The organism is Amphritea pacifica (genome assembly GCF_016924145.1).
Taxonomy (GTDB): Bacteria; Pseudomonadota; Gammaproteobacteria; order Pseudomonadales; family Balneatricaceae; genus Amphritea; species Amphritea pacifica.
On record NZ_JAFFZO010000020.1, the window covers coordinates 83,517 to 94,856 of the forward strand.

Here is an 11,340-nt window from a genome sequence, read left to right on the forward strand (position 1 = left end):
TTCACTCAGGTTTAATATGACTATTCTAACCGATCAGCCCGGTCAAGTTTAGTCAGGCGCAGGGCATTACCTACCACTACGAGTGAACTGGCGGACATTCCGATTGCCGCCATCCATGGGGCGATCATCCCGGCGGCAGCCAGCGGCAGGGCGATCAGATTATAGAGAATCGCCCAGCCAAGGTTCTGGCGGATATTCGCGCGGGTGCGCCGGGCCAGCCGGAGCGCCTGTGGCAGGCGCACCAGTTCACTGGAGATCAGCACCGCATCGGCATTGGTTTTAGCCAGGTCGGTGGCTGAGCCCATGGCAATCGACGTCTGGGCTCCGGCCAGCACCGGGATATCGTTGATTCCGTCACCCACCATGATCAGTTGAGCACCATTATCCTGCAGCTGCTGAATATGCTGTAGTTTCTGTTCCGGACTGACACCGGAGATCACGGCATCGATTTTAAGTTGTCGGGCGATATGCTCAACGGCAGCGGAGCTGTCGCCTGTCAGCATCTGCACCTCAAGGCCCATGCTTTGTAACTGTTGCACCATGTTGGCCGCTTGTTTGCGGGCTGGGTCATTGAGGCCAAACCAGGCTAGCGGTTCGGTTTCGCTGGCGAGCAGAAGCCACTGTCCCTCGGTGTCTGGTGCATCGGTGAAATCCAGTTGCTGGCTGCATAGCTGCGTAGCGAAAGCGGGTTTTCCGATAAAATAGCGTTTTCCGGCAATACTGCCTTCCAGTCCCTGGCCCACATGATTCTTGAGTTGATCGGCGGCAATCACCTGGTGTTGCTGGCTGAGACGGTGGAACGCTTTGGCGATCGGGTGCTCAGAGTGAGCCTCCAGGGCGGCGGCAATATCCAGGCATTCCTGTGCAGTCATTTTTGCAAGGGGGGTGGTGTTATGCAGCGACAGATTGCCCTCGGTCAGGGTGCCGGTTTTATCGAACACAATATGGGTTGCCCTGGCAAGACTTTCGAGCACATGGCCCCGGGTGATCAGTAAGCCGTGCTGACGTAATGTGCCGGTGGCTGCCGTTAAGGCTGTCGGTGTTGCCAGTGACAGTGCGCATGGACAGGTAATAACCAGCACTGAGAGCGTGACCCAAAAAGCATGGTCGGGGTTTATCTGCCACCAGACCAGTCCGACGGTGGCAGCAACGATCAGCACCGCGGTGACAAAATATCCCGATACGGTATCCGCCAGTCGGGCAACCCTGGGTTTCTCTTCATGAGCCCGTTCCAGTAGTCGAACAATGGAGGAGAGCTGAGAACTGGCTCCGACCTGAGTCACCTCGAGATCGATCGGGTTTTCGACATTGATAGTGCCGCCCACCACTTTATCACCCTCGCGCTTGGTCAGGGGGAGATACTCCCCGGTCAGGGCTGATTCATCGATACTGCTGCTGCCCTTAACAATTACGCCATCGGCGGGGATGGTATGTCCCGGCTTGACCAGAATACGGTTGCCCTGTTGTAGTTCATTGGCGGCAACAATTTTCTCGCCGTCGTCGGTGTAGAGAGTGGCGCTGGCGGGCAGCAGGTTGAGCAGTGCGTTGCCTGCTTTTCCGGTTCGGTGGCGTGCTTTCATCTCCAGAAAACGGCCGATCAGCAGAAAGAAGGTGAACATACTGACGGAGTCATAGTAGACCTCGCCGCTGGCGGTGACGGTTGCCCAGATGCTGGCAATGTAAGCACCGCCGATGGCGATAGAAACCGGCAGATCCATCGTCAGATGGCGGGTACGGAGGTCTCGCAGAGCCGCCTGAAAGAACGGCCTTGAGGCATAGAAAACCACCGGCGTAGCTAATACCAGGCTGGCCCAGCGGATGAAATTTTCATAATCGCTTTCCAGGCTGGCGCCGGCACCGGTGTAGAGAGCAACGGCGAGCATCATTATCTGCATCGTGAAGACCCCGGCAATGCCCAGCCTGCGCATGGCCCGCTTGGTCTCCTGTTCCAGCAGTTGCTCCTCTTTGTCCGGGTGATAGGGGTGTCCCTGATAGCCGATACTGTGCATCGCGATAAAGATGTCACTGAGATGGATCTTCTGTTCATCCCACTGCACCCGGGCGCGGTGGTTTGTCAGGTTGACGCTGGCCGCTATCACGCCTTCGAGTGAGCCGATATGGTGCTCAAGTAGCCAGACACAGGCAGCGCAGGTTATTCCTTCGATTACCAGTGTCGCCTGCCGGCTGCCGTCGGCCAGCTCGGCAACAAAGTGGGTCTGTACACTGTGATGGTCATACAGCTCGAACTCGGCGCGTAACTGTTTACTGGCGCTGATGGATTCTGGGGATGCTGCTTCAGAGGTGCGGTGCTTATAGTAGTTTTCCAGACCTCCGTCCGCTATCACCTGCGCGACCGCCTGACAGCCCGGACAACACATCTGCCTCGGCTGGCCACCGATAACCGTATAAAACTGGCTGCCCGCCGGAATATCCAGGCCGCAGTGAAAACAGCCACTTTCCTGGTGCAGATGACCTTCAGAGGCATTCATCACAGGTTACTGAGTACCCAATATGAAAATTTGTTGATCGTAAGGGGGGGCAGCCTCATTGATCAGTTGCCAGTCTTTGCTTTCAGGACTGATGATCAGCTTTCGGTTGCCTTTGAGCGTGTTGTTCAGCTCACCGGCATAGTGCCCCGGCCGAAGTTGATGCAGGGGGATAATAATATCCAGACTGGCCTTGGTTGGGTGACCAATGGTCAGTAGCAGTTTCTCAGGCAGGGGCTGGTTTTGTGCGCTGAGAAGCTCCAGATTGATGTCGTTGGTCAGTGTGTCGAATTTAAGCTTGCCACTCAGACCCAGCAGACGCGCAGCTTCTTTAAGACGATTGTCCTCATGGAACGATTTGGCCTGTTTGGTGTATTCCTCAAGCACAACACCATCATTAGTGACGATCGACGCCGTGATGTAGATGGCGGAGTAGAGTACGGTAGCAATCAGCGGGGCCAGAATAAACCACAGCCAGGGTTGCTTAAACCAGGGTCCGATTTGTTGATCAGTCATATGTTTCCTTAAAAAAGAAATAGCTGCTCGGAAGTGAATCCGGCAGCTATTCTAACTCAGTCAAATGGGGGAGGGTAGGCTTAGCTTAGCGTTTCACTGGGCCAATAAAGCGATTATCCTCTTCCACCAAAATGCTCTTATCATCCAGCGCCTGAACTTTGAAGGTAATATCGTAGTTCGGGCGTTCAAGGAAGCGAGGGTCTGCCTGAAGACTGATTGGATGGTCCAGCAGTTCGCCAGAACGGATCAGTACTTCGCTGTCACCCGCCATTTTGATCCCCTCTACACCTGTCACTTCGATACTGAAGCGATGGTCGATCTGCGATTTATTGGCGAGTTTGAGAGTATAAACGTTTTCAATCATGCCGTTTGACGCTTCGACGTAGAGTTGACCCCGGTCACGAATTATATCAACTTCAAGCGGTACCCTGCTGTACAGGGTGTAGCTGAACGCAATAAACATCGCGCAGATGGCGATAAAATAACCGATCAGGCGTGGCCGGAGGATATGGGTTGTTCCTCCCTTGAGCGCATGTTCTGTCGTATAACGAATCAGGCCCCGCTCATACCCCATACGGTCCATAATATCGTCGCACACATCAACACAGGCACCACAGGCAACACACTCATATTGCAGTCCGTCACGGATATCGATACCCACCGGGCAGACATGGACGCAGTTATCACAATCTATACAGTCGCCCAGTCCCTGAGCCTTGTAATCAACGCCTTTTTTCCGTTTACCGCGATTTTCACCGCGAATGTCATCATAGGATATGATCAGTGTATCCTGATCAAACATAACGCTCTGGAAGCGGGCGTAAGGGCACATGTAGATACACACCTGCTCACGCATCCAGCCTGCATTGGCGTAAGTGGCGACCGTCAGGAAACCGATCCACCAGGTTTCCCAGGGGCCCAGATTCCAGGAGATAACGGAGGGAACCAGTTCGCGGATCGGAGTAAAATAGCCGACAAACGCGATAGCAGACGCGGCAGCGATGATCAGCCATATCGCATGCTTAGCTGTTTTGCGGGCGATCTTTTCTCCGCTCCAGCCGGCTTTATCCATACGCATTCTCTGGTTGCGATCACCCTCTGTGACCCGCTCAGCCCAGATAAAAAACCAGGTCCAGACAAATTGGGGGCAGGCATAGCCGCACCAGAGCCGGCCGGCAAACACGGTGACAAAGAACAGGGTGAAGGCAAGAATTATCAGCAGCCAGGAGAGAAGCATGAAATCCTGGGGCCAGAAGGTGAAACCAAATACATGGAATTGACGGCTTGGCAGATCAAATAGAACAGCCTGATGACCATCCCATTGAATCCAGGAGAAACCGTAAAACATTACCAGCATCATAAAGCCGGAGATAGTTCGAAAGTTCTTAAAGAACCCTTTGTAGTACTTTACATAGATATGCTCACGTTTAGCATACAGGTCGTAATTTTCATCGCCTCTATTGCCTTTTGGAGTCACATCCTTAACTGGTATTTGATTCATACCATTCCTCACCATCAAGTAGTCGAAATACCAACACCAAAACCGTCTGAACTATGGTTTATTAGTGAATTTGAATATTATACCCGGTTTAATGCAGTATTTAAGCGGTAGTACAAAAAAAGGCGATATGATTTGCATCATATCGCCTTTTTTATTGATCTGAACCTTACTTGTTAGACAGGCTGTATACGTAAGCGGCGATCAGAGTGATCTTGTCATCGCTTAGCAGATCTTTGTGTGCTGGCATAACACCGTTACGACCGGTACGGATTGTGTGGCTGATCTGCTCGAAAGAGCCGCCATACAACCAGGTGTTGTCGGTCAGGTTTGGTGCGCCCAGAGCCTGGGTTCCCTTACCATCAGCGCCGTGACATGCAGTACACAGAGCCTGGAACTGTTGCTTACCGCGCGCCGCCATATCAGCATCGTGCTCTGCACCGCTCAGTGACAATACGTAGCTTGTCACATCACGAACACCCTCTTCACCCAGGACAGGGCCCCAGGCAGGCATAGCGCCCTGACGACCGTTAGCGATAGTCTGCTTGATAGTGGCAGGAGCACCACCGTACAGCCAGTCACCGTCGGTCAGGTTAGGGAAGCCATGTGCGCCAGCGCCGGTAGCACCGTGACACAGTGAGCAGTTGTTAGCAAACATCCGCTGACCGATTTTCAGGCCGTCAGGCTGTGATTGCAGATCTTCAATAGACATGGCCGCGTATTTAGCGAAAACAGGCTTGTAAACCTCTTCAGCGTGCGCCATCTCTTCTTCGTATTGACCTACGGAGGACCAGCCGTAAAAACCTTTTACGTTAGCCAGGCCGTAAAGACCCAGATAGGCAATACCGAAGATAACAGTGGCCACAAACATCTGAAACCACCAGCCCGGAAGTGGGTTGTCATACTCTTCGATACCATCGAAAGAATGCCCCAGAGTTTCCTCTGTAGCTTCCTTGTGTGGTTCGCTCTTACGCGTGGCAAGCAGCAACCAGGAACAACCCAGAATCACTGCCAGGGTAATTGCCCATACCCATGCGTTCCAAAAAGCACTCATTTTTCATTTCTCCCGTCATTGGTCTCATCTGCATTTGCAGGCCCCTCATCCTCATCGGCAAAGGGCAGTTGTGATGCCTCATCAAATCGCTTGCGGTTACCCGGTAAAAGCACCCAGATAAACAGCGCGATAAAGGTGATAATCATCACTGCGGGCAGATATGGACCATAAACTTCGTAGCTCACTCGAATTACCGCTTGTTGGTATATTGAGAGTGGGTTTTACCAAGTGCCTGTAGGTATGAAACCAGGGCGTCGATCTCTGCCTTGCCTTCAACCTGCTCCCGTGCTTTGCTAGCATCTTCCTCGGTGTATGGAACACCCAGTTTAGCGAGAACTCGCATCTTGGCAGCCGTATCTTCACCAGACAGTTTGTTTTCAAACAGCCATGGGTAAGCGGGCATCTTGGACTCAGGTACCACATCCCGTGGGTTGAACAGGTGTGCACGGTGCCAGTCATTACTGTAACGACCACCTACGCGGGCCAGATCCGGACCGGTACGCTTAGAACCCCACAGGAACGGATGCTCCCATACGAATTCATTCGCCGTTGAGTAGTGACCGTAACGCTCAGTCTCTGCCCGGAAAGGACGGATCTGCTGTGAGTGACATACATAGCAGCCTTCACGGATAAAGATATCACGGCCTTCAAGTTCAAGAGGAGTATACGTACGCAGGCCTTCAATCGGCTTGGTAGTCGCATTCGCAAAGAACAGAGGTACGATTTCAGCAAGACCACCACCACTGATTACCAGGATAATCAGCAGGATCATCAGGCCAATGTTCTTTTCAATCGTTTCATGCTTGATCATTTTATGTGCTCCTCTGATCCTTAAGCTGTCTGCGCAGATGCGTCAGCTGCAGGAGCTGTGCTGCCTTTACGAACAGTCTGCCAGACGTTGAATGCCATCAGCAGCATGCCGGTCAGGAAGAATGCACCACCCAGCGCACGGACGAAGAAACCAGGATGGCTCGCCTCGAGTGCTTCTACGAAGCTGTAAGTCAGGGTGCCGTCTTCGTTAACTGCGCGCCACATCAGACCTTGCAGGATACCGTTTACCCACATAGAGCAGATATACAGAACAGTACCGATAGTAGCCAGCCAGAAGTGGGTGTTTACCAGAGCGATACTTGCCATCTGAGCTTTACCCCAGAGTTTAGGAATCATGTGGTAAACCGCACCGATAGAGATCATCGCAACCCAGCCCAGAGCACCCGCATGTACGTGACCGATAGTCCAGTCAGTGTAGTGGGACAGAGCGTTTACGGTCTTGATAGACATCATCGGACCTTCGAAGGTAGACATACCGTAGAAAGACAGAGATACAACCAGGAAGCGCAGTACCGGATCGGTACGCAGCTTATGCCATGCACCAGACAGGGTCATCATACCGTTGATCATACCACCCCAGGAAGGCGCCAGCAGGATCAGGGACATCACCATACCCAGAGTCTGAGCGAAGTCAGGCAGGGAAGTATAGTGCAGGTGGTGACCACCAGCCCACATGTAGGTTGCGATCAGAGCCCAGAAGTGAACGACAGACAGGCGGTAAGAGTAGATTGGACGCTCAGCCTGCTTCGGTACGAAGTAGTACATCATGCCCAGGAAGCCCGCAGTCAGGAAGAAACCTACCGCGTTGTGTCCGTACCACCACTGCACCATCGCATCAACAGCACCTGGATATACAGAGTAGGACTTGAACAGAGAAACAGGCATTGCTGCGCTGTTAACAATGTGCAGTACTGCCACTGTCAGGATAAATGCCATGTAAAACCAGTTACCCACGTAGATGTGAGATGTCTTACGCATCTTCACTGTACCCAGGAACACGATAGCGTAGGCCACCCAGACGACAGTGATCAGCAGATCAATTGGCCATTCCAGCTCGGCATACTCTTTAGACTGAGTAAAGCCCAGTGGCAGGGTGATCGCTGCACTCAGAATAACCAGTTGCCAGCCCCAGAAAGTAAAGGCCGCCAGTTTGTCAGAGATCAGACGGGTTTGGCTCGTACGCTGTACGACGTAGTAAGAGGTTGCGAACAGTGCGCAGCCTCCGAATGCAAAGATAACTGCGTTGGTATGCAACGGACGCAAGCGACCGTATGTCAGCCAGGCAGTATCAAAGTTTAGTGCAGGCCATACTAACTGGGATGCGATTAACACGCCCACGGCCATTCCGACGATGCCCCATACCACTGTCATGATGGCGAATTGACGCACCACCTTGTAATTGTAGGTTGGGTGTTCAGCTGCTGTGCTCATATCAGGCTCTCATCAACAAGCTATTAGAAAGGTTTAGAAAGTAAATTTCCGCTGGCTATTATGTGGAAACAACGGTCACATTTCAATGCGTCAACGGTATTAGTTGCGACATAGTGCCGCAGTGCAAAACGTGTAAATCTCATCATATTTAAATATTTATTTGTTTTGTTGTTATTTTTAAATTGTTGAATATAAAAGAGATATTTATTTTTATTGTACGTTTGGATGTATGAGGTGATCATCGTTTAGTACTGTTTTTGTCAAAGGTTGATATAGATCAAGCCAGTATCAAAAGTTACTAATTTGGCTTTTCTTGATATGGATCAAGCCGGATTTGTCGCATAATTAGCTGTATTTCTGATCAGAGGGCGACGAATGATTATTGAGGGCAGGGCTGAGAAAGCCCGGATATTGCTGGCCCATGGTGCCGGTGCGCCGATGGACAGCCTGTTTATGACCCAGTTGGCGGCAGGGCTAGCGACAGATGGTGTTGAAGTTATCCGGTTTGAATTTCCCTATATGCAGAAGCGCCGCATTGATGGCAAGAAACGTCCTCCGGACCGGCAGGGAGTATTGCTGGAGTATTTCACCCGGCTGATAGAGCAGTTCAGTCATGATGGTCTGCCGCTCTGGCTGGCAGGGAAATCTATGGGAGGGCGGATGGCTACCATGCTGGCGGATCATCCCGCCGTCACGGGGTGTTTTGTTTATGGCTATCCGTTTTATCCACCCGGAAAACAGGATCGTCCCAGAGTTGAACACCTTTTCTCTGTCTCCCGGCCGGTACATATATTTCAGGGGTGCCGGGATAGTCTGGGACGAAAAGAGGTGGTCGATGAGTATCGGCTCTCAGGCTCAGTGGTTTTGCACTGGCTTGAAGACGGAGACCACGATTTAAAACCGAGAAAAATATCCGGAATTACTCAGGACGAACATATCGCTGATGCAGTAGAATCCACCCTGAAAATTATCAACCGCCATCATTGAGGTACACCGCTGTGAATCACCTTTTACTCTATTGCCGTCCGGGCTTCGAAAAAGAGTGTGCGGCCGAAGTGCGGGATTTGTGTGAGCAACAGGGTATCTACGGTTATTGTAAGCTTGAAGAGAACAGCGGTTATGCCCTGTTTGTCAGCCATCAGCCTGATGGCGCTTCACTGGCGGTTGAGACGCTACAGTTTCATGATCTGATCTTTGTACGTCAGTGGATAGCCTGTCTGCCACTACTTGAGAGTATTAATACGGAAGACCGCATCGGTTCGCTGATGCCGCATGTGAGTGGTTTGCCGCAATGCAGCGAGTTATGGGTAGAACCTGCTGATACCACTGATGGCCGTGAGATGCAGCGGTTCTGCAATAGCTTTGGTTCGGCATTCAGTCAGGTTTTGCGCAAACAGGGCGTCCTGCAGCGCAAGGCGGCTAACCGGATGCATATTTTTGCCCTGTCCGGCAGCAGTTTCTATATCGGCTATGTCCCGGTTGCCAACTCAGCCCCCTGGCCGATGGGTATTATGCGCCTGAAATTTCCCAATCAGGCTCCCAGCCGCTCGACCCTGAAGCTGGAAGAGGCGTGGCACTGGTTTATTCCTGAACAGCAGTGGCATCACTATATCAGTAGTGGTAAACGGGCGGTCGATCTGGGTGCCGCACCAGGCGGCTGGACCTGGCAGTTGGTGAACCAGAATATGTTCGTCACCGCCATTGATAATGGCCCTATGGCGGAGTCACTCATGCAGACCGGGCAGGTTAAACATCTGACTGAAGATGCCTTCACGTATCAGCCGCACAAGCCCTGTGACTGGATGGTATGCGATATCGTTGATAAGCCGACCCGGGTGATAAAGCTGATGACCCGGTGGCTGGTTGAAGGCTGGTGCCGGGAAACCATTTTCAATCTCAAGCTACCGATGAAGCAGCGTTACCCTGAGGTGAAGCACTGTCTGGGGTATCTGCAGCAGGAGATGGATAACGCGGGTATTCACTGCCGTATTGCGGCAAAGCATCTGTATCACGATCGTGAGGAGATAACGGTACATGTGCGACGGTCAGATCACTACGGTCAGTAGAGCGGGTCGCACAGCAGCCGTTATCAGGGTGGCGTAGCCTCTGGCGCAGATAACCACAGCAGGCCGCTTTGTAACAGGCCTGCTTGTTTGTCAGTGTTCCAGAAGGGTAACTTTCTCTTCTGTTTCCAGCATCGGCATAATCGCCTCCATGATCTGCTTACGCTCTTCAGAAGCGAACCAGCGTTGCCAGTCCTGAATGGTGCGAAATGTCGCCATTACAACCCGGTGATTCGGATCAAAACTGTTTTTTAGTGACTCCCCGGAGATAAAACCATGCGCCTGCATTGCCACCTGCAGGGTATTGCGGGCGGCTTTTTCGTAGTGTTCAGCCAGGTCGTCGGCAATATGGCGCTCAATCAGTACTCGAATCATCTTTGCTCTCCGTTAACTGAAGAAAATTATTTTCATTTATTTCAATATAATAGCACTGTTGAAACAGGTAAAATGTTATCAGTTAAAAAGATGGGTTTTTCTATACCGCTGAATTTGCGACAATATGTCTCCCGATGTAGTCGAGGTGGAGTAGATGGTGGAAGTTAAAGCGGATCAGGTTATGGATGCAACCGGCCTGTTCTGTCCGGAACCGGTTATGCTGTTGCACAACAAAGTACGTGAAATGGCTATAGGTGAGGTGTTGCAGTTAACTGCAACCGATCCGTCAACTCAGCGTGATGTGCCAAAATTCTGTACCTTTCTGGGGCATGAACTGCTGGACCAGAAAATGGAAGATGATCGTTTTTTTTACCTGATACGCAAAGGCGAGTGACATACTCCCCCGGCGTCAGGGTAAAAAGTTAATTAAGACCCGCAGGGTCAAAGATAAATGGTTGAGAGAAACTTACTGTGACAGCAACAGAGACAACGGACAAATCTAAATCCCGTACCCGTTCCAAAAACCGGGCTGCTAACCAGGCCGCTTTACAGCTGCTATGCGATGCATATCCTGATGTTTTTAATCGGGAAAATATGCGGCCCCTGAAAATAGGGATTCAGGAAGATCTGATTGCTGATGAGAAGTTAGCGAAAAACAAGATTAAACGGGCGCTGGCGTCATATGTTCGTTCTCCCTACTATTTTCGCAGCCTGAAAGAGGGCGCTGACCGTATCGGTCTGGATGGTCAGCCCGCCGGACAGGTCAGCGAGTCTGAAGCTGAGCATGCCAAACAGCAGTTGAAAGAGATCAATAAGCTGCGTCAGCAAAAGCAGCAGGAAGAGAAAGCCAGGCAGAAGGTTAAGGAGAAGGAAGAGCGCCTTAACAATAAGCTGGAGATGTTGCTGACCAAGCGTGGTTAATAATATTCCTTTATAAAAACAAACCGCCTTGATGGCGGTCAGGTTACTGATAAACCCCAGTATTTTTGCTGGGGTTTTGTTTTTCTAAGGCTATTCCAGCGACGTTAGCAAAAACGAGGTAAAAGATTTATGGGACGCTTTGACTCGGCTTAGAGCCTTTCAGGC

At 51.4% G+C, this 11,340-nt stretch carries 12 protein-coding genes; 4 read left to right on the top strand and 8 right to left on the bottom strand.

The genetic code is table 11. The features are described 5' to 3' along the window. Nucleotides 1-20 precede the first annotated feature (20 nt). The 7 genes from JW499_RS12965 to ccoN form a co-directional block, all read right to left on the bottom strand. The gene (locus tag JW499_RS12965; protein ID WP_205211007.1) at nucleotides 21-2,489 is read right to left on the bottom strand and encodes a heavy metal translocating P-type ATPase; all 2,469 of its coding nucleotides are present in this window, start codon (nucleotides 2,487-2,489) and stop codon (nucleotides 21-23) included. A 6-nt stretch (nucleotides 2,490-2,495) separates the two neighbouring features. Continuing rightward, nucleotides 2,496-3,002, bottom strand: coding sequence for a FixH family protein (locus JW499_RS12970; RefSeq protein ID WP_205211008.1), 507 nt, complete (start codon nucleotides 3,000-3,002; stop codon nucleotides 2,496-2,498). Between the two features lie 85 nt (nucleotides 3,003-3,087). Further along, nucleotides 3,088-4,503, bottom strand: coding sequence for a cytochrome c oxidase accessory protein CcoG (gene ccoG / locus JW499_RS12975; RefSeq protein ID WP_205211009.1), 1,416 nt, complete (start codon nucleotides 4,501-4,503; stop codon nucleotides 3,088-3,090). A 166-nt stretch (nucleotides 4,504-4,669) separates the two neighbouring features. Beyond that, nucleotides 4,670-5,554 carry a cytochrome-c oxidase, cbb3-type subunit III gene (gene ccoP / locus JW499_RS12980; protein WP_205211010.1) on the bottom strand — a complete coding sequence of 295 codons (885 nt, stop codon included), beginning with the start codon at nucleotides 5,552-5,554 and terminating at the stop codon, nucleotides 4,670-4,672. Next, complete coding sequence (locus JW499_RS12985) at nucleotides 5,551-5,739, bottom strand: cbb3-type cytochrome oxidase subunit 3 (protein WP_091355610.1); 189 nt, start codon at nucleotides 5,737-5,739, stop codon at nucleotides 5,551-5,553. Before JW499_RS12985 ends, ccoP begins: the two co-directional genes overlap by 4 nt. Nucleotides 5,740-5,744: 5 nt before the next feature. Continuing rightward, nucleotides 5,745-6,365 carry a cytochrome-c oxidase, cbb3-type subunit II gene (ccoO, locus tag JW499_RS12990; RefSeq protein ID WP_091355607.1) on the bottom strand — a complete coding sequence of 207 codons (621 nt, stop codon included), beginning with the start codon at nucleotides 6,363-6,365 and terminating at the stop codon, nucleotides 5,745-5,747. A gap of 20 nt (nucleotides 6,366-6,385) precedes the next feature. Further along, a complete protein-coding gene (ccoN, locus tag JW499_RS12995; RefSeq protein WP_091355604.1) occupies nucleotides 6,386-7,816 on the bottom strand; it encodes a cytochrome-c oxidase, cbb3-type subunit I in 1,431 nt (476 codons plus the stop codon). Between the two features lie 375 nt (nucleotides 7,817-8,191). Between ccoN and JW499_RS13000 the strand changes: the two genes are divergently transcribed. Both JW499_RS13000 and rlmM read left to right on the top strand, forming a co-directional pair. Beyond that, a complete protein-coding gene (locus tag JW499_RS13000) occupies nucleotides 8,192-8,803 on the top strand; it encodes an alpha/beta fold hydrolase (RefSeq protein WP_205211011.1) in 612 nt (203 codons plus the stop codon). 11 nt (nucleotides 8,804-8,814) lie between these two features. Next, nucleotides 8,815-9,882, top strand: coding sequence for a 23S rRNA (cytidine(2498)-2'-O)-methyltransferase RlmM (rlmM, locus tag JW499_RS13005; protein WP_205211012.1), 1,068 nt, complete (start codon nucleotides 8,815-8,817; stop codon nucleotides 9,880-9,882). Between the two features lie 90 nt (nucleotides 9,883-9,972). Here rlmM and JW499_RS13010 read toward each other — a convergent pair whose 3' ends face one another. After that, on the bottom strand, nucleotides 9,973-10,254 hold the full coding sequence (locus JW499_RS13010; protein ID WP_205211013.1) for an antibiotic biosynthesis monooxygenase family protein: 282 nt from the start codon (nucleotides 10,252-10,254) through the stop codon (nucleotides 9,973-9,975). A gap of 154 nt (nucleotides 10,255-10,408) precedes the next feature. Between JW499_RS13010 and tusA the strand changes: the two genes are divergently transcribed. Together tusA and JW499_RS13020 are read left to right on the top strand one after the other, a co-directional pair. Continuing rightward, nucleotides 10,409-10,648, top strand: a complete 240-nt coding sequence (gene tusA / locus JW499_RS13015) for a sulfurtransferase TusA (protein WP_091355593.1) — start codon at nucleotides 10,409-10,411, stop codon at nucleotides 10,646-10,648. Between the two features lie 77 nt (nucleotides 10,649-10,725). Next, on the top strand, nucleotides 10,726-11,175 hold the full coding sequence (locus JW499_RS13020) for a ProQ/FINO family protein (protein WP_205211014.1): 450 nt from the start codon (nucleotides 10,726-10,728) through the stop codon (nucleotides 11,173-11,175). The last annotated feature ends 165 nt before the right edge of the window (nucleotides 11,176-11,340 follow it).

Coding starts and splice junctions, on each gene's coding strand:
- JW499_RS12965 (WP_205211007.1), bottom strand. CDS start 2,489: ATGAATGCCTCTGAAGGTCATCTGCACCAGGAAAGTGGCTGTTTTCAC.
- JW499_RS12970 (WP_205211008.1), bottom strand. CDS start 3,002: ATGACTGATCAACAAATCGGACCCTGGTTTAAGCAACCCTGGCTGTGG.
- ccoG (WP_205211009.1), bottom strand. CDS start 4,503: ATGAATCAAATACCAGTTAAGGATGTGACTCCAAAAGGCAATAGAGGC.
- ccoP (WP_205211010.1), bottom strand. CDS start 5,554: ATGAGTGCTTTTTGGAACGCATGGGTATGGGCAATTACCCTGGCAGTG.
- ccoO (WP_091355607.1), bottom strand. CDS start 6,365: ATGATCAAGCATGAAACGATTGAAAAGAACATTGGCCTGATGATCCTG.
- ccoN (WP_091355604.1), bottom strand. CDS start 7,816: ATGAGCACAGCAGCTGAACACCCAACCTACAATTACAAGGTGGTGCGT.
- JW499_RS13000 (WP_205211011.1), top strand. CDS start 8,192: ATGATTATTGAGGGCAGGGCTGAGAAAGCCCGGATATTGCTGGCCCAT.
- JW499_RS13010 (WP_205211013.1), bottom strand. CDS start 10,254: ATGATTCGAGTACTGATTGAGCGCCATATTGCCGACGACCTGGCTGAA.
- tusA (WP_091355593.1), top strand. CDS start 10,409: ATGGTGGAAGTTAAAGCGGATCAGGTTATGGATGCAACCGGCCTGTTC.